Here is a 19,479-nt window from a genome sequence, read left to right as displayed (position 1 = left end):
ACACCCGGACGAAGCCCGACATCAGAGCGCGCACGGCCGCGACGATTGTCTGCCCGTTGTCCGGAGTGAATGCGGAGGTAATCGGACATCGGTGCACAATGAAGCCCATGACCTCGTTCGGTGATCTGCTCGGCCCGCAACCGGTACTCCTCCCCGAAATCTCCGACGCGGAAGAAGCGTTGCTCGACAAGACCGATCCGGTGCGCGTCGCGGCCGACCATCCGTCGGCGTCGATCGCCTGGGCCTACCTGGCCGAGGCGGCGCTGACCAGGGGCGAAGCCCAGGATGAGCCGGTCAATCACGACATTGTCGCGGCGTACGCGTTCGCCCGCACCGGCTACCACCGCGGCCTCGACCTGTTGCGGCGCAACGGGTGGAAGGGCTTCGGCCCGGTGCCGTGGAGCCATGAACCCAATCAGGGCTTCCTGCGCAGCGTCGGCGCGCTGGCCCGTGCGGCCAAGGTGATCGGGGAGACCGAGGAGTACGCGCGTTGCCTCGATCTGTTGGAAGACTGCGACCCGCGTGCCGCGGCTGAGCTCGGGCTCGACTGAGTCGTAGTTGATCGACCTCAATATTCGGCCGCGGGTAGGAGTCGCTCGGGCGAGCAGCATGGATCGGCTGCGCGCCTCCTGGGCGCGTCTGCGGCTGTCTGCGTTACCGATCCTGCAATGCGCGGTCGGCGCGGCGCTCGCCTGGTTCATCGCGCGGGAACTGGTCGGCCACCCGCAGCCGTTCTTCGCGCCCACCGCGGCCGTGGTGTCCATCGGCATCTCGTTCGGCGCGCGGCTGCGGCGTTCGGTGGAGCTGGTGGTCGGGGTCGCGGTCGGCATCGGCATCGGCGACCTGTTCATCACCAGGGCAGGCACCGGCGTGTGGCAGATCGCGCTGGTGGTCGCGGTCGCCATGGCGGCGGCGGTGTTCCTGGACGGCGGATCGATCATCACCATGCAGGCGGCCGGTTCGGCCGTGCTGGTCGCGACGCTGCTGCCGCCCTCGGCGGGCGGTGGTTTCTCCCGGATGATCGACGCGCTGGTCGGCGGTCTGGTGGGCGTCGTTGTGGTGGCGTCGATTCCGCTGCACCCGGTGCGGCGAGCCCGCGAACAGGCGGCGGAAATCCTTGCGGTGATGAGCAAGTCGCTCACCGAGTGCGGCGACGGCCTGCTCGAACAGGATCCGGACAAGCTGCGGGCCGCGCTCGCGGCGGTCCGCGCGACGCAGCCGCAGCTGGATTCGCTGCGCGCCACGCTGGAGGGCGGCAAGGAGATCAGCCGAATCTCCCCGCTGTACTGGAACTCTCGGGCCCGGCTGGAACGGATCAAGGCTACCGCGGACCCGCTGGACAACGCGGTGCGCAACACCAGGGTGCTGCTGCGCCGCTCGCTCACCCTGGTCCAGGACGACGAGATCCTCGACCCGCGCCTGATCGACGAGGTCGAACGGCTCGGCCAGGCGAGCGAAGTGGTGCGCCGGATGATGCTCGCCGATCCGGGCGAACAGCCCGACCAGGCCGAGGCGGCCCGGGTGCTGCGCACCGTCGCCAAGGAGGCGCGACCGGAACTGGTTGAGGGCGCGGGACTTTCGGCGCACGTCGTGTTCGCCCAGACGCGCTCGATCGTGGTCGACCTGATGCAGGTCTGCGGGGTGAAGCGGATCTCCGCGATCGCGCTGCTGCCGCCGACCGTGCCCAAGCCGTTCGTCACGCCCGAGGACTGACTACTCACGTCCTTACCCGGCCGATCTTGTTGATCTTTGGGTAGTCCGCTACTCGTGTTCCGGCGGCCGCGCGCCCATAACTTGAACAGGTGACCGCGATCGAACGAGGGGTGTCGCGGGGGAGTGGAGCCGCCTGATCCGGGTTCGGTCGGGCGGCTCTACGTTCGTCAGTCGCCGGTTTCTTCCTTGCTCAGCGGGAACATCCTGGCCTGGCCCGGGCGCAGCGTGAATCGCCGCCGGTCGAAGTCCCAGAATCGGTAGATCGGCCACTGCACGGTGTGTGCCAGCCAAGCGCCGACGATCACCACCCGATGGAATGGCAGCACCAGATAACCCTGGTTGGTGATGGTGCGCAGGCCGCTCAGCTGGAACTGCCACCAGCGCCGCGGACTGGTCCGGCGGCGCCGGGCCGAGGTCTGCACCCGCATATCGATGAGCTGATCGATCGGCAGGCCGCGCTTGGTCAGGCACAGCGCCAGATCGAGGTCGTCGATCACGTCCGGCCGGGTGACCGTATCGTCGCGCACGTCCAGCCAGGCGGTGCGGCGGATGGCCATGTTCGGTCCGTGCATGTTGCCGACCCGGCCGCCGAGCTTGCCGCGCCGATCCTGCAGGTAGTAGCCGAATTTCAGCAGGAAGCCGACCGGTGAGTCGTAGTAGGTGGTGATGCCGGTGACCGCGGCGACATCGGGTTGCTCGGTCAGATGCTGCCGGATGGTCGCGCCCCAGTCGGCGGCGACCAGGCAGTCGGCGTCGGTGCGGCCGATGAAATCGCCACGCGCCTTGTCGAATCCGGTGTTGCGGGCCCGGGCGACGCCGCGCTGCGGTTCGTCGACGAGTTCTACTTTCGGGTGGTCGAGGGCGTAATCGCTGACGATTTCGCGGGTGCCGTCGTCGCTGCCGTTGTCGACCACGATCACCTCGTCGATCGAGTCCTGCGCGACGAGCCGGTCGAGGGTCTGCGTGATGCAGGCAGCCTCGTTCAACACGGGGATGACGATCGATAACACCGTCGCCCCATCGGGGGTGTGCATGAGTGGTGCCGCTCCAAATCTGGGTTCGGGCATGACTGTGTACCGCCGGGAGGGTCTGTTTCCTGCCCTGAACAGACGCGCGGCTGACAAGAGGGATGTCTGGACTCAGCCCTGAGTCCAGGAATCGGTGCTCGGCACGCGCGGGCCCGGCCCGTACCGATCGATGCTTCGACCCTAGTTGTCTTGGTACACAGACAGAATCCCCAATGCTTGGGGGCACCAACTGTCAGGTGGCGGCGATATCTCCGACCGCGGAGACCCGGGCGGGCGCCGGCCGCAGCGTGAAGCGGCGGCGGTCGAAGTCCCAGAATCGGTAGATCGGCCACTGCACGGTGTGGGTCAGCCAGGCGCCGACGATGACCGCGCGATGGAACGGCTGCACCTGATAGCCCTGATCGGTGATGGTGCGCAGGCCGGTCAGCTGGAAGTGCCACCAATCGCGCGGACCGGTCCGGCGGCGCCGGGACGAGGTCTCGGCGCGCATGTTCTTCAGCTGGTCGATCCGCAACCCGCGCTTGGTCAGGCACAACGCCAGATCCAGATCCTCGGCGACATCCGAGCGGGTGGTGGTCTCCTCCCGCACCGCGCACCAGGCGGAGCGGCGGATGGCCATGTTGGGTCCGTGCATGTTGCCGACCGGTCCGCCCAGCTTGCCGCGCCGATCCTGCAGGTACAGGCCGAATTTCAGGAAGAAGCCGATCGGCGAGTCGTGATAGGTGGTGATGCCGGTGACGGCCGCGGTGTCCGGCTGCTCGGTCAGGGTGTGCCGGATGACCGCGCCCCAGTCCGGCCCGACCAGGGTGTCCGCGTCGGTGCGGGCGAGGAAATCGCCACGCGCCCGGTCGAATCCGGCGTTGCGCGCCGCGGGGATGCCGGGTTCGGGTTCCTCGATGAGGGTGACTTCCGGGTGGTCGAGCGCGTAGTCCTGGACGACCTGCCGGGTCCCGTCCGCGCTGCCGTTGTCCACGACGATGATCTCGTCGATCGCGTCCTGGACGACGAGGCGGTCCAGGGTACGCACAATGCATTTCGCTTCGTTCAGTGCGGGAATCACGACGGACAGAACTGTCGACGGTGCGGTGTTGGTCATAGAAATCCTGCTCCAACGTCTGCTATACGACGATCGTGGTCACTACCGATCTCGTACGGCTGAATACCCCATTCCGCCCGAAACGATCATCGAGTTACCGACTCGATCGACGGAGCCGCGCGCTACGTCCAGAACCGGGTCAGGAAACTGCCGTAACGTGACCAATTGGACGGCACCCCAGATACTTCGAACAACGCGTACACCGCGTCGAAGAAGACCTGGTTGATCGCCGGGGTGAACAGCAGCGCGAACAGGATCAACATGCCGAACGGCTTGAACTGATCGAGCGCGCGGCGCGTCTGATAGCTCAGCGACGGCTCGAGAATTCCGTATCCGTCGAGTCCCGGCAGCGGAATCAGGTTCAGCAGCGCCGCGGTGATCTGCAAGAACCCCAGGAAGCTGAGCCCGAACCACAGCGCGGGATGCGAACTCGCACTGCCGAATACCCGCACGATCACCAGCAGCAGCACCGCGCACAGCGCGTTCACCGCCGGGCCCGCGCCGCTGATGATCCGCTGCGTGCGCGGCGAAAAGTTGTGCGTATGAACGTAAACCGCGCCGCCGGGCAACCCGATGCCGCCCAGCGCGATGAACACCATCGGCAGCACGATGGACAGCAGCGGATGGCTGTACTTCAACGGATTCAGCGTGAGGTACCCACGCAATTCCACCTCACGATCACCGGCCCGCCAGGCCGTGAACGCGTGCGCGAACTCGTGCAGGCACAGCGTGATGATCCAGCCGAACACCACGAGCACGAACACGCCGACCTTGGCCCGGGTGGAGTCCACCTCGGCGTCCCAGGCGAGCACGCCGCCGGCCACGGTGATGACGACCACCAGCAGGAAGATCGGGCTCGGCCGGATCGCGCGGGAGCGGCGTTCGGCGGAGAAGCGGTCGGTCATCGGACCAGCAGCCAGGGCTCGTGGTGCCGGTAGAAACTCGACCGGGGCACCGTCCGCTCGGTGCGGATGCCGTCCCTGGTCACCACCGCGCCGGGGGTGCCGAGCTGAGCGGCCCGCCCCTCGACCCAGCGGCGCTTGCGCATGCCCTTCGGCGCGGCGGCGCGCACGCCGGGCTGGTGCAGCGTCGGCGAGATCAGCATCGCGGTGACCTTGCCGGAGAACAGTTGCACGTCGTCCACGTAGGCCTCACCCTCCAGCTTCTCGTCGCCGACCCCGGTGATCCTGGCCCGGCCGACCAGTACCTGGCCGGTGTCGTCCCGGATCAGCGGCACCGGGGTGGCCTTGCCATCGATGGCCCGCTTGGCCGCGGCATTGCCGGTGCCCGTCTGATAGGCGCGGGAACCATAGGTCTTCTCGACCGGCACGTAGCCGATCTCCACGTGCAGCCGTTCGGTGCGCATCAGGTGGGTCAGCACGGTGGCGAGCGCCGCGTCGTCGCCGAGCACGATGAGCCGCGGCAGGCTGTCGGCGGCCAGCACGGGAAGCAATTCGTCGATCTCGGTGGTATCGGGGATGGCGGCCGTCGAACTGGTCGGCAGCGCCGCGAGGGCGATAGGTACCGGTGCGCCGTCGCAACGGAGAACGTGGGTACTCAAACTGCCGTACACCCTCCTCGGTTCGAGCCGACACTCCGTCGGGCCCTTCGCCAGTTCCGCCGAACCCTGCCCGGTCTCGACGGCTGCAACCATAGCCCTGCACGGCCTCGGCCACAGGGTGTCGAGCCTACGCAGAGATGCGGTCCGACGCCGCCGGCGACGCGTCTACTAGACTGTGCTCCCGGCCACCGCCTCGACACGGCAGTAGCTGCAACACGGGTGCTCATCGCGCCCCGCCGGTATGTTTCCGGCTGCCATCGCTCAGGGTGTTGCACGTCGAACCGTAGGAGATACAACCATGCCGGCAATCGTCCTGATCGGCGCCCAGTGGGGCGACGAGGGTAAGGGCAAAGCTACCGATCTGCTCGGTGGCCGGGTGCAATGGGTGGTCCGATACCAGGGTGGCAACAATGCGGGCCACACCGTGGTGCTGCCCAACGGCGACAACTTCGCGCTGCACCTCATCCCGTCCGGCATTCTCACCCCCGGCGTGACGAACGTCATCGGCAACGGCGTCGTGATCGATCCCGGCGTGCTGCTCGAAGAGCTGGCCGGGCTGGAGGATCGCGGCGTGGACACCTCGGGTCTGCTGCTGTCCGCGGACGCGCACCTGATCATGCCGTACCACGTGGCCATCGATAAGGTCACCGAACGCTTCCTCGGCAACAACAAGATCGGCACCACCGGTCGCGGCATCGGCCCCTGTTACCAGGACAAGGTCGCCCGGGTCGGCGTGCGGGTGGCCGACGTGCTGGACGAGAAGATCCTCACCCAGAAGGTCGAGGCCGCCCTGGAGTTCAAGAACCAGGTGCTGGTGAAGATCTACAACCGGCGCGCGCTCGACCCGCAGCAGGTGGTCGACGAGGTGCTGGCGCAGGCGGAGGGCTTCAAGCACCGCATCGCCGACACCAGGCTGAAGCTGAACGTCGCCCTGGAGAACGGCGAGACCGTGCTGCTGGAGGGTTCGCAGGGCACCCTGCTGGACGTCGACCACGGCACCTACCCGTACGTGACCTCGTCCAACCCGACCTCGGGCGGCGCGGCGGTCGGCGCGGGCGTCGGGCCGAACAAGATCAACGCGGTGCTCGGCATCCTCAAGTGCTACACCACCCGGGTCGGCTCGGGCCCGTTCCCGACCGAGCTGTTCGACGAGTTCGGCACCTACCTGGCCAAGACCGGCGGCGAGGTCGGCGTCACCACCGGCCGGGCCCGGCGCTGCGGCTGGTTCGACGCGGTCATCGCCCGCTACGCGACCCGGGTCAACGGCATCACCGACTACTTCCTCACCAAGCTGGACGTGCTCTCCAGCCTGGAGACGGTGCCGATCTGCGTCGCCTACGACGTAGACGGCGAGCGGGTCGAGCAGATGCCGACCACGCAGACCGGGTTCCATCACGCCAAGCCGATCTACGAGGAGATGCCGGGCTGGTGGGAGGACATCTCCGGGGCCCGCACCTTCGAGGAGCTGCCCGCCAACGCGCAGGCGTACGTGCTGCGGCTGGAGGAGCTCTCCGGCGCCCGGATCTCCTGCATCGGCGTCGGTCCGGGTCGCGATCAGACCATCGTGCGCCACGACGTGCTCGGCTGAGACCGGAAAGTTATAGCCCCGCTGAATGATTGTGGCCGTGCGTCGTTCGATGACTGGGTTCCATGATCGGTTACAACTAGAGTAAGAGCCATGGCTCGGAACTGGCCGATGGTCGAGCGCGTGACCGAGTTCGAGGCGATCCGCGCGGCCCTCACCGGCAGGGAACACGTCGGCGCGGTCCTCACCGGTGACGCCGGTGTCGGCAAGACAACGCTGGCCAGGCAGGCGACGGCCGCGGTCGGCGGCAACATTCGCTGGGTGGCGGGCACCGAATCGGCGCGCAGTATTCCGCTGGGGGTGTTCGCCCACATGGTCGGCGTCTATACGGCGCACGATCCGGTGACGTTCATGTCCGCGGCCAGGGAGGCGCTGCTCGCGGACGGGCACACCATCATCGGGGTGGACGACGCGCATCTGCTCGATCAGCTGTCCGCGACGCTGCTCTTGCAGCTGGCCATCGACAAGGCGGCGCACATCGTGGCCACCGTGCGCAGCGGGGTGCCGGTGCCCGACGCGGTGACCTCGCTGTGGAAAGACGGCCACCTGCTGCGCATCGACCTGAATCCGTTCACCCAGCGGCAGAGCGTCGACCTGGTCGAGTCGATGCTCGGCGGGCAGCTCGAGGGGTTCACCGCGAACCTGATGTGGGAGTCCTCCGGCGGAAACGCCCTGTTCCTGAGACATTTGGTGGAGGGCGCGCTGGAGGCGGGCTCGCTGCGCCAGGTGAACGGCGTCTGGCAGCTGCGCGGGCGCGCCGCGGTGACCTCGGAACTGGCTGCGCTGCTGGAAGATCGGGTCGAGCAGCTACCCGACGACGTGCTGCACGTGCTGGAACTGCTCACCTTCTGTGAACCGATCGACCTCGACGTGCTGGCCGAACTGGCCGGCGAGGAGGCGGTGGAATCCGCCGAAACCCGTGGCGTCATCCGGGTTGTCGAGAACGGGCATCAGCTGTCCGTGCGCTACAACCATCCGCTGTTCGGCGAGGTGATCCGGCGCAGGCTGGGGATCGCGTCGGCCCGCCGATTACGCGGCCGGCTGTACTCCTCGCTCAAGGAGCGGCCGATCAATTCCGCCGCCGACCGGATCCGGTTGGCCGAATTGGCTTTGGACAGTGACAAATCCGCCGATCTCGAGCTGTTCGAGGCGGCCGCCGAAGATGCCATCGGTCTGGCGAATCTGCCGCTGGGCGAACGCTTCGCGCGGGCGGCGGTGGAACGCCGCGGCGGGGTGGAATCGGCCGATCTGCTCGCCCGGGCGCTGCTGTGGCAGGGCCATCGCATCGAGGCCGAACGCACGCTGGCCAGCTTCGACCCGGATCAGCTCAACGAGGTGCAGCTGGCCCGCTGGGGCAGCACCAGGGTGGCGAATCTGCTGTGGGCCATGGGCGATGCCGACCAGGCCGACCAGGTGCTGAAACTGGTCCGCAGCAAGGTCGAGCACCCGAAGATCGCGGCCATTCTCGACGGGCTCGCCTCCGCCTGCGCGGTCAACGAGAACCAGATCGACATCGCGATCACCGAGGCGGAAAAGGTGATGGCGCTGAAAGGCGCACCGGCCTGGGCGATCTGGTGGGCCTCCTTCGGCGGCGGGCTCGCGCTGACCCTGATGGGCAAGGGCACGGCCGCGCTGGAGTACGCGGCGCGCGGGCACGAGGTGGAGAGCGAGATCGACGGGCTCAACCGGTTCATGTCGACGCATGCCGAGGTGCTCGCGCTGTTCCTGACCGGCGACCTCGAGGCCGCCCGGCGTTGTGCCACAGACTATTTCGGCTACTCGGCGCCCGGTCAGTACCTGGCGTGGGGCATGTCGAAGATCTTGCAGGGCACCGTCGATGTGGCGCAGGGGCACTTCCTGGACGCCATCGAGAATCTGGAGCAGGCGTTGGCCGCGCTCGCCGCCGAGGGGGCGGCCGCGTGGATGTTCCCCGCGAGAATCCGGTTGGCCGAGGCGTATTCGGCGCTCGGCCGGTCCACCGAGGCGGCCGAGGCCATCGCGGAGGCGACCGCGCGCGGCGGCCGGCACAGCGCGGTCTATGAGCCGCAGCTCGAGATCGCGCGGGCCTGGCATGCCGCCGCGGAGGGCACCGTCACCCCGGCCATCCGGCTGGCGATGAGTGCGGCCGATGCGGCTGCCCGGTCGAACCAGCACGCGATCGAAGCGATGGCGCTGCACGCCGCCGCTCGTTTCGGTGATCAGTCCGCGGCAGGCAGGCTCGCCGATCTCGCGGCCAGGGTGGACGGCAAGCTGGTGCAGGCGCAGGCCAAGCACGCGGTCGCGCTGGCCGCGCACGACGGGCCCGGACTCGACGCCGCCGCAGTCGAATTCGAGCGGATCGGGGCTTTGTTGTCCGCGGCCGACGCGGCCGCTCAGGCGGCGTCCGCGCACGAGCGCGCGGGTGATCGCCGCCGGCTGCTGGAGTCCGCCGCCTCGGCTAATCGCCTGGCCGCGGCCTGCGGCGGTGCCAGCACGCCCGCGCTGCGGCAAGCCGCCCAGCCGTTGCCGCTGACCGCCCGGGAGCGCGAGATCGCCAATCTCGTTGCGGCAGGGCTGTCCAATCGGCAGATCGCGGACCGGCTCACGGTCTCGGTTCGTACCGTGGAAGGCCACCTCTACCGGGCCTGCATCAAGATGGACGTCACCGATCGCGAGTCCCTCGGCGCGCTGATGCGCGGCGAGTCCTCCAGCTGAATCGTGCGGCTATTGGGCGCGCAGCTGGGGCCAGAGGGTGTCCCAGGGGACGGTTCGGTCGACCAGAAGTGTTGCCAGGTCGGGGATTACCGGCTGTGAGCTGGTGAAGGCGGCGGTCAGGAGCGGAGTCGGGGTGCCGATATACAGGATCGACGTGGCGGATTCGGGTGGAGCGCCGAAGTAGTAGTAAGCCCGGTGCGCGCTGTAGGCGCGGGGCAGGCCGGTCGAATCGCGGTGCAGGTCGACGGCGGCGGCGAACGGATAGCTCTCGGCGACGATGGCCGTGTGCGGTCGAATCTCGGCGGGGAGTTCGTGGTAGGCCGCGGCGACGGTGTCCGAGAGATCGCCGATCATGGTGTCGGACTGGGCGAATGCCTTCGCGGTCAGCATCAGGGTGGTGTCCGGGATGCGTTCCGCCCAGGAGCGCGGATACACCGGAACCGCCGCCGCCCCCATCGCGATGCCGATCACCAGCGCGACCGCGACCAGGACACGGATGACGACGTGCCTGGCCAGCGCCGCCACGACCACCGCGCCCGCGGCGATCGGCAGCGCGTACAGACCGCACGCGTAGTAGGAGCGACCCGAACTCACCAGGTACGCAAGGAAAACCAGGACCAGTGCGGCGCCGGCGAACCGGTACGTTCGAAACCGCTTGCTGATCAACAACATAGGCAGGCCGATCAGCAACAGCGGCAACCCGATCGCCAGACCGGCTCCGGCAGCGCTGTCCCACAGAAACCGGCCCACCCCCGGGAACTCCGCCGCCACGACCTCGGACATATGCGTGTACGGCCACTGATTCCGGTTCTGCCACACCAGATTCGGAATCGTCGCCACTGCGGCGACGGCCCCGCCCAGCCACAGCGCGGGCCGACCGGGCAATCGCCGCGGCCCGAACACCAACGCGCACAGCACGAGTGCCACCCACAGCGCGGGCACCAGGAACTTCGTCTGCAATGAGAACACCGTCACCAGACCCGCGTAGAGCAACAACCGATCGTCGGGCCGTTCCGCCGCGTTCAACCGGGCCCACCGGACGACGAGCCAGACGATCGCGGTCCAGAACATCGGATCCAGCGAATATGTTGCGAGCCAATGACACAGGACCACCGCCGAGGACAGCGCGTACCCGATCGCCGCCAGCACCTGCGCGCCGCGAGCACCGCCCAGCTCCCGCGCGATCAATGCGGTGAGCACCGTCCCGGCGACCGCGGCGAGGGTGGCGGGCAGCCGCAGCATGATCAGCGAGTCCGGCGCGAGGTGACTCATCGCCGAGGCCAGTGCGGGCACCAGGGCAGGTTGGTCGAAATATCCCCACGCCAGGTGATCTCGGCCCGCGACCACGAAATACGCCTCGTCGAAGAAGTATCCGTAGTTCCGGCTGGCGATCAGCAAGGCCAGCCCGACCACGCCCGCCACCGTCAGCACCGGACCCCAGGCGATCCTGGGTAGCGCCGGTTCGGGCTCGGCGAGCACCGGTTCCGCGAAACCCGACGAACCAGCCGTTGCAGTGGTCATGTCCACCCTCCGTCAGAGCTTGCCGATGTCGACCGCGAGTGCGGGCAGACCGATTCTGCAACCGGCCCCCATCGCGCCGAATCCGCCGCAGGTAGCGCTCGGACTCCCGCGAAAGGACTACGGACACTCGCCGCAGGGACGACATCCCGCGTACGTGGTGCACTGCGGCGGCGCTCCCGGCGTTGCCGTTGGCGGGCGAAACGGTGGCCGAATCTCGTTCTGGCCGAGGTGGTTAGCGGCGATGCCGTGCTCATGCCGATGTGAATAGTGATCTTTCAGCTAATCGAACTTCTGTCGCCGATAGCAGACAGTATTTGCTGCAATTCGGACAATTATCAGACATAAATCGATGGACTAAGGGAGTGTGAAGTCGATTTCTCGACTTGACAGCATCCGATCAGCAAAAGATAGGGTGCGAGCGCGCAGTACGCGGGGACGTGCTGGCTGACCCAAACCTGATGGTGGTGCTTCGACGTGGCTCGTCGGTCTCTAGAACTGAACAATCCGACGACCCGGCGCGGCCTGCGCCCGCTCGTCGGCGCGCTCCCGCTGGCCGTCGCGGTCGCCTGCGCGGGCGTGGCGGTCGCCGACCCCGGCACCCCGACCCAGCCCGGCGTCACCACCCCGAGTGCGCCGAGCGCCCCCGTCGCGCCCGAGCGTTCGCCGAGCCAGCCCGGCGTCACCAGCCCGAACCAGCAGGGCGTTACCGGCCCGAAGCCCGCGCCGGCCGACCCTGCGGACACCCAGAGCCTCAACTACGCCCGCCCGGTGCCGACGCCGGAACCGGCCCCGCCGATCCAGCCGCAGCAACTGCACGCCCCGGAGCCGGTCGAGCCCGTCGCCCCGATCGCCCCGCCGCCGCGCACCCTCCGCATCGGTGACTTCAGCGCACCGGCCCCGAACGAGGTGCCCAACGAACTGCTCGACGGCGTCAACGACACCGCCGCGGGCGTCGAGGCGGCCATCGCCACCGGCGGCCGTTCGATCGGCATCAACCCGACCCGCTCGGACAAGATCGCCGCCGCGACCGCGGCCGGCGCGGTCGGCGGAGCAGTGGCCGGCGCGGCGATCGCGGGCATCCCGGCCGCTGTCATCGGCGGAGTCGGTGGTGCGGCCATCGGCGCCGGTGTCGGCGCGGGCATCGGCTTCGCGGTCGGCGTCGCGGGTACCGCCGCAGGTGGCGCGATCGCGGCCGCTGCCGCAGGAATTCCGACGGCCGGAGCCGGCGCGCTCCCTGCCGTCGGCGCAGCCTTTGTTGCAGCCTGGCCGATCGCCGCGGCGACAACGGGTGCGGGCGCCGCTATCGGTGCGGGCGTCGGCGCCGTGGCCGGAGCGGCCATCATCGGAATCCCCGCCGCGGTAGCGGGCGGTGTCGCCGGTGGCCTGCTCGGCGCCAGCGCGGGCGCAGGCCTCGGCGCCACCGCCTGACAGCAGCCACCTCCCGCGCACGTTTCGTCCTCCCGCGCGCGAGATGGCCGGCAATTTCGCACGCGGGGCTGTGAGTTGAGCGCGGGGCTGTGAGTTGTACCGGCTGCGCGCTGACTTGCGTTTTACGCTGTGCCGGTGAGGAATTCACCGGCCGGCGGGGCGAGCAGGCCGACGTTCGGGTTGTGGCTGAGTTTGGCGATTTCCTGGAGCTCGGCATCGGGCAGGACGGCGGCGATCGCCTTCGCACCCTTGCGGAGCAGCGCATCGCTCTTGGCGCCCGCGATGACCAGGGTCTGCGCCTTGACGGCGGTCCAGTCCGCGGGGCGCAGCGGTTCGCCGCGCATGAACTCGCGCATGACGGCCCAGTCGTGCGGGGTCGAGTTCGCGGTGGCGAGCAGGTTCTTCCAGAACGGGGTGAAGCGCATGACGGAGACGAACGCGCGCGGGACGCCCATCGCCTTGGTCATGTAGAAGCGGACGGTCTCGGCGCGGCGGTCGGCGGCGACCAGGTCGTGCAGCGTCTGCTCCAGGTCGGCGGCCGGGACGAAGCCCTCGTGGTCGACCACGAACGGCGGCTCGAACGCGACCACCTTGGTGATGCCGAGCAGGCGCCCGGATCCGGCGGCGCGCAGCGCGAGCGCCGCGCCGGACGACCAGCCGAACAGCATGGCCGACCCGCCCGCGGCCTCGATCAGGGCGGCGAGGTCGTCGATCTCGCGTTCGACGTCGTAGCCGCCGGTGGCCTCGGTGCTGTCGCCGCGGCCGCGCCGGTCGTAGTTGAGAACGGTGAGGCCGTAGTGCTCGTTGAGCGCGGTGGCCAGCTCGACCATCTTGGGGAACTTGCGGTAGCCGAACGCGCCGCCGATCAGGATCACCGTTCCGGCATGGCCCTCGTGGCGGTCGTACGCGATCACCGTTCCGTCGGCGGAGGTCACGGTCTCCACAACAGTCTCACTTTCGAAGCGGGGTGTCGGCCAACGGTCGTTGGTGCCTATGCCTGTTCAGACGGTGCCGGGTGCGTGGATTCATCGGCGGCCGCGGCGGCCGGATCAGTACCCGGAAGTCTGTGATGCTGCTCACTATGCCGTTCGCGTGCGTGGTACGGCCCGGTACGTCGGTGAACGTTATTTACAGACAACCGTCCAGGAGTGGCGATCGATTCCCGTGCCGGCGGTGTGGTGTTCGGCACGCGCTGCGGGCCGCTCGCGAGAACCGTTCACTCAGAACAGGGTTGGTTCGCCGAACCCCGGTGTGCGTTCGATTTCCAGCAGGTTCTGCTTGGTGGTGACGCCGCCCGGCGCGGAGAAGCCGGTCAGCGCGTTGTCCGCGGCGAGCACCCGGTGGCACGGGATGATGAGCGGAATCGGATTGCGGCCCAAGGCTTGTCCGACCGCCTGGGCGGCGCCGGGCTGGCCGATGCGATCGGCCACCTGTCCGTAGGTGAGCGTGTGCCCGGGGTCGATGGCGCGGGTGACCTCGTAGACCGCGCGGTGGAATTCCGGAATCCCGCTGGTGTCCAAGGGGATCCAGCGCAGGTCGTCGAGTTCGCCGGCCAGGTGGGCGCGGATGCCGGTGATGGCCTCGGCGATCGCGCCGGTGGGGGTCTCTTCGCGGACCTCGTCGTCCGGCAGGCCGGTGCGGCGGCGGGTGATGCGCGCGCGGGTCGCGGCCGGGCTTGCCTCGGGGAGCTGGAACCGGATCACGGTCGCTCCGCTCCACGCGATCGCGCAGATGCCGATCGCGGTGTCGAAGAGTGTTGCCTCGGCGGACAGGCAACGGGGGTCGCTCATGCTCTCAGTGTGCACGGCGGGACCGACAAGTTTCGATATTCCAGTCCAGTTTTACTCAACTGGCCTTGATATCGAGCGTGCTCGGGTCCGTGACGAGCCGCCGGACTCCCTTGGCGGGCCGCCGCGGCGCGGTGGTACCGGGCGCGACGGTTCGCCGGGACCGCCAGGCGTACTGGTCGGACTGGGTTCCGGCGACCGGCCGGGGCGGTGCGGCGGGTGCCGGCGCGGCCGGAACCGCCTTCGGCTGCACGGTTTCCGGCTCTTCGACGGCGACCGGTTCCGGCACATCGCTGCGCCCGTAGACCGCGGCCAGATCCGAATAACGCCGCTGCTCGTCGTAGTACGAAGAGGTCCAGTCGGACATCGGGGTGCGTGGATGGAACCGCTCCAGCCGGAACGCTCGCTCGGTGCCGCGCGGTATGTAGCGATAGACCAGGTAGCCGAAGGCGGCGACGATGATCAGGGTGGCAAGTGTGGTCATGAAACAAGCCTGCGCCTCGACTGGCCTTGCTTTAAATATCCACTCCCTCAATACTGGACCTTATGGCGACGAGAGTTATCGGAGCGGGCACCTTGGCTCGTGACCTGGGCCGGTGGCGGAATGTGGACTCCGACGGCGAGATCGAGTCGACCCGGCGGTCCGCGCGCCCGGCGTATCTTGCCCTCGCCGAGGGCATTCGGTTGCTGATCCACGACGGCCGCGCCCCGCTCGGCGTCGCCCTGCCCAGCGAGCGCGACCTGGCCGGCACCCTCGGGGTCAGCCGCACGACGATCACCTCGACCTACTCCCTGCTGCGCGAGAACGGCTACCTGATCAGCCGGCAAGGATCGCGCAGCACCGTCGCCCTGCCTCGTGACGTGCAGCACGACGGCAGCAAGCCGGCCAGGAGCATCCTCGCGATGATGGCGGCCTCGGAGCTGCCGACCATCGACATGACCTATGCCGCGATGGCCGCGCCGCTGGAAATGCAGGAGGCGTATTCGGTTGCGCTGGAGGGTCTTCCGGCCTATCTCGGCACGCACGGCATGGACCCGGTCGGCGTGCTCGCGCTGCGCGAGGCGATCGCGCGCCGGTTCACCGAGCGCGGCCTGCCCACCGAGCCGGACCAGATCCTGGTCACCCTCGGCGCCCAGCACGGCCTGCGCCTGCTGCTGAACGTGCTCACCGCGCCCGCGGCCCGGGTGCTGATCGACCACCCGACCTACCCGAACGCCATCGAGGCGATCCGCGACGTCGGCGCCCGCCCGGTGCCGGTGCCGCTGCGCCCCGAATCCCCGGACAAGGGCTGGGACCTCGACGGAATCCGCAGTGCCGCACGGCAAACCGCGGCGACCCTGGCCTACCTGGTGCCCGACTTCAACAACCCGACCGGCCTGCTGCTCGACGCGGACGGCCGCGCGGAACTGGCCGCCATCGCCAGGGAAACCCGGATGACCGTGGTGATCGACGAGTCGATGGCCGATCTGCACCTGACCGGCGAGCCGCAGCAGCCGCCGGTCGCCGCGTTCGCCAAGGGCAACGAGATCGTCACCATCGGCTCGGCCTCGAAGTCGTTCTGGGGCGGCCTGCGGGTCGGCTGGATCCGGACGAACCAGCCGCTGATCACCAAGCTGCTCGGCATCCGCTCCACGGTCGACCTCGGCACCCCGGTGATGGACCAGCTGGCCACCGTCCACCTGCTGGCCAACGCGGGCACCATCCTCGACCGCCGCCGCGACCAGCTGCGGGCCCAGCGGGCCGCGTTGGTCGAGACCGTGGCCGAGGAATTGCCGGATTGGCGGCTCAGCTACGGCGCGGGTGGCATGTCCGTGTGGGCGCAGCTACCCGCCCCCGTCTCCACCGCACTGGCCGCGACCGCGCCCAACCACGGCGTATTGCTCGCTGCCGGACCGAGATTCGGCGTCCAGGGCGCGTTCGAGCGGTTCATCCGGTTGCCGTTCACCCATCAGGAACCGGAGCTCCGCCTGGCGGTCAAGGCAATCGCCGCCGCGTATGAGGCGTTGACTCCGCGTGCGGCGGATCCGCTGCAGCCGCTCACCTGCTACTGACGTAGTCGATGGCTACGGGCGGGTACCGACACCCCGGAGCAGCGTGTCGATGACGCGCCCCGCGAGGGTGTCCGGGTCGGCGGTGCCGTCCAATTCGGTGCTGCCGTGCACGGTTTCGGTGATCAGCGCGAGATAGACCCGCCGGACCCAGGTCAGGTCGGCGTCGGCCGGGATGAGCCCGTCGGTGCGCGCGCGGCCCAGCGCCGCATCGCATTTCGCGTAGACGTCCGCCTGTAGCTCGGCGACCTCGGGATCGGTGCTGTCCACCCGTTCGAGCGCGTACGCGGCCCCGTACTTGACCTCGATCACGTTGGCGGTGGCCTGATGCAGCGCGACCAGCGGCGGGGCGGTCAGCGGGCGGGCCGCGTCGACCGCGGCCGCGATCCGGCGCCAGGCGGCGACCGCCATGGTGCGCACCAGATCGTCTCGATTGGCGAAGCGCCGGTGCACGGTCGTGCGCGCGACCCCGGCGGCCTCGGCGATCTGCTCGAGCGTCGCGTTGGGGTTCTCGCTCAGCACCCGTTCCGCCGCGTCCAGGATGGCGCGGACGGTGCGCTCGGCATCGGCGCGCAGGGGGCGGGCGGACGTGGACGACATGGGTGCTCCGTTCTGTGGATCTCTCTACACACTACATATGAGCTGCGGTTTATCGACAAGTTGCTACATGAGAGTTGCATTTAATTGAGATAACGCTACTCTTATGTTGCATCAACTCGAAGGAGCTACGACATGACCCGCACTGGAAAAACCGCACTCATCACCGGCGCCTCGTCCGGGATCGGCGCCGAATTCGCGGCCGCGCTGGCCGCCCGCGGCGACGACCTCGTCCTGGTGGCCCGATCGCTATCGCGGCTGGAATCGCTTGCCGCGCAACTGAATCAGCAGCACGGTGTGCGCGTCGAGGTCATCGGCCAGGATCTCACCGCGCCCGACGCCGCAGCGCGGGTGACGGAAGAGCTTGCGGCACGCCAGCTTTCGGTCGACATCCTGATCAACAACGCGGGCTTCGGCAGCGCGGGCCGGTTCGAGGACCTCGACGCGGATCGGGAACAGGATCAGCTGATGGTCAATGTCGTTGCGCTGGCCGGGCTTACCCGCCGGCTGATCCCGGCCATGGTCGAGCGCGGCAGCGGGGAAATCGTGAATGTCGCCTCGACCGCGGCCTTCCAGCCGTCGCCGTACTTCGCGACGTACTCCTCCGGCAAGGCGTTCGTGCTGAACTTCAGCCTGTCGCTGTGGAGCGAATACCGCGGCCGCGGCATCAAGGTGCTGGCCGTGTGCCCCGGGCCGACCGAGACGGCGTTCTTCGACACCGTGGGCACCCGGGATGCCGCGCTGGGCCAAATGGGCAGTGCCGCACAGGTTGTGCGGTCTACGCTGCGTGCGCTGGAACGCAACAAGGGCTATGTCGTGCCCGGCATGCAGAACTTCGCCAGCGCGCATCTGCTGCCCCGCCGCCCGCGCACCGTGGTGGCCCGCATCGCCAAGCTCGTCACCCGTGGACTGGCCGACGGCGGCCGTCCGATCGAGGCACCGGTCGCTGCCTGACCCGGCCGGTCCTGGACACGCGAAAGGCCCCGAGGCGTGCGCCCCGGGGCCTTCGGTATCGAGAAGTCAGTCGGCCCAGACGGATTCGATCGGCGTCGCCGCGTTGGGCGGCGGCGTCGGAATGCCGTTCGGGGTACGGGAGAACCGCGGCGCGGGCGCGTGCTGGGTGATGTTGTCCACTTCGATCAACGACCCGCGGGCCGCGATGTGCTCGTTCTTCGTGGCCTCCTCGAAGGTGAGCACGGGGGAGACGCAGGCGTCGGTGCCGACGAAGATCTCCGCCCATTCGTCGCGGGTCTTGGTCAGGAAGCGTTCGGTGAACAGCTTTTTCAGCGTTTCCTGGCCGGCCGGATCGAGCTGGAAGGGCAGGCCCTCCGGGTCGATGCCGAGGCCGGCGAGCAGCTGCGCGTAGAACTGCGGCTCGATCGAGCCGACCGCCATGTACTTGCCGTCGGCGGTTTCGTAGGTGTCGTAGAACGACATTCCGGTGTCGAGCAGGTTCACACCGCGCTCGTCGGACCACGCGCCGTACCCGCGCATGCCCCAGATCATGTGCGAAAGAGCAAGCGCGCCATCGACCATCGCCGCGTCGACCACCTGGCCCTTGCCCGAGGTCTGCCGCTCGACCAGCGCGGCCAGCAGGCCGAACACCAGGAACATCGAGCCGCCGCCGAAGTCGCCGACCATGTTCAGCGGCGGTACCGGGCGCTCGCCCTTGCGGCCGATGGCGTGCAGCACGCCGGTGATGGAGATGTAGTTGATGTCGTGCCCGGCGCGATCGGCGAGCGGGCCCTCCTGGCCCCAGCCGGTCATCCGCCCGTAGATCAGGCGCGGGTTGCGCGCGAGCGCGTCGTCCGGGCCGAGCCCCATCCGTTCGGTCACGCCCGGCCGGAAGCCCTCGATGAGCACGTCCGCCTTCTCGACCAGCCCGAGCACCTTCGCGATGTCGGCCGGGTCCTTGAGGTTCGCCTCGACGATGGTCCGCCCGCGCTGCTGCGGCCGGTCGAACCCGCCGGGGATCTGCCCCGCGCGCTGGATCCGCACCACGTCGGCGCCCAGATCGGCGAGCAGCAGTGCGGCGTGCGGCCCCGGGCCGATACCGGCCAGCTCGATGACCTTGATGCCCGCCAGCGGGCCTTTAGCGGCGGTGGATGGAGTGCTCACGCCCTACCTCGGTTCGTCGTTGATCCAGCACACCGGCACTGCGGCGGCGCTTCGGAAAGCGGACCGGCCGGTGTATTGACAGTATGACAATAACGCTGCCTCATCCATCGCCGCGGTCGCCGGGGCACCCATGCTCCGGGGTCGTGCGCGGACGCACGCGGTAGGACACAATCTCAGCAGCGCACCATTCGCGGGAACGTCCGGCGAGCCCGCGCGGTGAGGTGGAGTCATGCGAGAGACCGGCGAGGCGGAGTCGTGAGCGAGCGTCAGCGAGCGAACCGAAGCCACAGCGCGCCCTCGCG

General features: G+C 68.8%; 17 protein-coding genes. 7 read left to right on the top strand and 10 right to left on the bottom strand.

Annotated elements, in window-relative coordinates; all coding sequences use genetic code 11:
• Nucleotides 1–98 precede the first annotated feature (98 nt).
• A complete protein-coding gene (locus F3087_RS02295; RefSeq protein WP_191093738.1) occupies nucleotides 99–551 on the top strand; it encodes a DUF3151 domain-containing protein in 453 nt (150 codons plus the stop codon).
• Nucleotides 552–609: 58 nt separating this feature from the next.
• Nucleotides 610–1,713 (top strand): FUSC family protein, encoded by a 1,104-nt coding sequence (locus tag F3087_RS02290; RefSeq protein WP_150400079.1) that lies wholly within the window; start codon nucleotides 610–612, stop codon nucleotides 1,711–1,713.
• A gap of 167 nt (nucleotides 1,714–1,880) precedes the next feature.
• Here F3087_RS02290 and F3087_RS02285 read toward each other — a convergent pair whose 3' ends face one another.
• The 4 genes from F3087_RS02285 to F3087_RS02270 all read right to left on the bottom strand — a co-directional run bounded on the left by F3087_RS02285 (nucleotide 1,881) and on the right by F3087_RS02270 (nucleotide 5,398).
• Nucleotides 1,881–2,747: a glycosyltransferase gene (locus F3087_RS02285; RefSeq protein ID WP_150400078.1), complete on the bottom strand. Its 867-nt coding sequence runs from the start codon at nucleotides 2,745–2,747 to the stop codon at nucleotides 1,881–1,883.
• Nucleotides 2,748–2,973: 226 nt separating this feature from the next.
• Entirely contained in the window at nucleotides 2,974–3,837 is an 864-nt protein-coding gene (locus F3087_RS02280) for a glycosyltransferase (protein ID WP_150400077.1), read from the bottom strand.
• A 122-nt stretch (nucleotides 3,838–3,959) separates the two neighbouring features.
• Nucleotides 3,960–4,742, bottom strand: coding sequence for a site-2 protease family protein (locus F3087_RS02275; protein ID WP_150400076.1), 783 nt, complete (start codon nucleotides 4,740–4,742; stop codon nucleotides 3,960–3,962).
• On the bottom strand, nucleotides 4,739–5,398 hold the full coding sequence (locus tag F3087_RS02270) for a hypothetical protein (protein ID WP_223884773.1): 660 nt from the start codon (nucleotides 5,396–5,398) through the stop codon (nucleotides 4,739–4,741). The genes F3087_RS02275 and F3087_RS02270 overlap by 4 nt, the downstream gene beginning before the upstream one ends.
• A 298-nt stretch (nucleotides 5,399–5,696) precedes the next feature.
• Between F3087_RS02270 and F3087_RS02265 the strand changes: the two genes are divergently transcribed.
• Both F3087_RS02265 and F3087_RS02260 read left to right on the top strand, forming a co-directional pair.
• Nucleotides 5,697–6,986 carry an adenylosuccinate synthase gene (locus F3087_RS02265; RefSeq protein ID WP_150400075.1) on the top strand — a complete coding sequence of 430 codons (1,290 nt, stop codon included), beginning with the start codon at nucleotides 5,697–5,699 and terminating at the stop codon, nucleotides 6,984–6,986.
• Nucleotides 6,987–7,076: 90 nt separating this feature from the next.
• Nucleotides 7,077–9,677 carry a helix-turn-helix transcriptional regulator gene (locus F3087_RS02260; RefSeq protein WP_150400074.1) on the top strand — a complete coding sequence of 867 codons (2,601 nt, stop codon included), beginning with the start codon at nucleotides 7,077–7,079 and terminating at the stop codon, nucleotides 9,675–9,677.
• A gap of 9 nt (nucleotides 9,678–9,686) precedes the next feature.
• On the opposite strand, the gene F3087_RS02255 is transcribed toward F3087_RS02260, so the two are convergent.
• Complete coding sequence (locus F3087_RS02255; protein WP_150400073.1) at nucleotides 9,687–11,198, bottom strand: glycosyltransferase family 39 protein; 1,512 nt, start codon at nucleotides 11,196–11,198, stop codon at nucleotides 9,687–9,689.
• Between the two features lie 474 nt (nucleotides 11,199–11,672).
• Between F3087_RS02255 and F3087_RS02250 the strand changes: the two genes are divergently transcribed.
• Entirely contained in the window at nucleotides 11,673–12,626 is a 954-nt protein-coding gene (locus tag F3087_RS02250) for a hypothetical protein (protein ID WP_150400072.1), read from the top strand.
• Nucleotides 12,627–12,748: 122 nt separating this feature from the next.
• Here F3087_RS02250 and F3087_RS02245 read toward each other — a convergent pair whose 3' ends face one another.
• The 3 genes from F3087_RS02245 to F3087_RS02235 form a co-directional block, all read right to left on the bottom strand.
• Nucleotides 12,749–13,570, bottom strand: a complete 822-nt coding sequence (locus tag F3087_RS02245) for an alpha/beta fold hydrolase (RefSeq protein ID WP_150400071.1) — start codon at nucleotides 13,568–13,570, stop codon at nucleotides 12,749–12,751.
• Nucleotides 13,571–13,846: 276 nt separating this feature from the next.
• Entirely contained in the window at nucleotides 13,847–14,416 is a 570-nt protein-coding gene (locus F3087_RS02240) for a methylated-DNA--[protein]-cysteine S-methyltransferase (RefSeq protein ID WP_150400070.1), read from the bottom strand.
• A gap of 55 nt (nucleotides 14,417–14,471) precedes the next feature.
• A complete protein-coding gene (locus F3087_RS02235; protein ID WP_150400069.1) occupies nucleotides 14,472–14,897 on the bottom strand; it encodes a hypothetical protein in 426 nt (141 codons plus the stop codon).
• A gap of 62 nt (nucleotides 14,898–14,959) precedes the next feature.
• Here F3087_RS02235 and yczR point away from each other — a divergent pair, with 62 nt between their 5' ends.
• Nucleotides 14,960–16,465, top strand: coding sequence for a MocR-like transcription factor YczR (gene yczR, locus F3087_RS02230; protein ID WP_150400068.1), 1,506 nt, complete (start codon nucleotides 14,960–14,962; stop codon nucleotides 16,463–16,465).
• 12 nt (nucleotides 16,466–16,477) lie between these two features.
• On the opposite strand, the gene F3087_RS02225 is transcribed toward yczR, so the two are convergent.
• Nucleotides 16,478–17,062, bottom strand: a complete 585-nt coding sequence (locus F3087_RS02225; RefSeq protein ID WP_150400067.1) for a TetR/AcrR family transcriptional regulator — start codon at nucleotides 17,060–17,062, stop codon at nucleotides 16,478–16,480.
• A gap of 132 nt (nucleotides 17,063–17,194) precedes the next feature.
• Between F3087_RS02225 and F3087_RS02220 the strand changes: the two genes are divergently transcribed.
• The gene (locus tag F3087_RS02220; RefSeq protein ID WP_150400066.1) at nucleotides 17,195–18,013 is read left to right on the top strand and encodes an SDR family NAD(P)-dependent oxidoreductase; all 819 of its coding nucleotides are present in this window, start codon (nucleotides 17,195–17,197) and stop codon (nucleotides 18,011–18,013) included.
• A 66-nt stretch (nucleotides 18,014–18,079) separates the two neighbouring features.
• Here the strand turns inward: F3087_RS02220 and F3087_RS02215 are convergent, their stop codons facing one another.
• Entirely contained in the window at nucleotides 18,080–19,177 is a 1,098-nt protein-coding gene (locus tag F3087_RS02215; RefSeq protein ID WP_150400065.1) for a CaiB/BaiF CoA transferase family protein, read from the bottom strand.
• Between the last annotated feature and the right edge of the window lie 302 nt (nucleotides 19,178–19,479).

The organism is Nocardia colli (assembly GCF_008704205.1).
Classification (GTDB): domain Bacteria; phylum Actinomycetota; class Actinomycetes; order Mycobacteriales; family Mycobacteriaceae; genus Nocardia; species Nocardia colli.
This window is presented reverse-complemented; position numbering and strand designations above follow the sequence as displayed.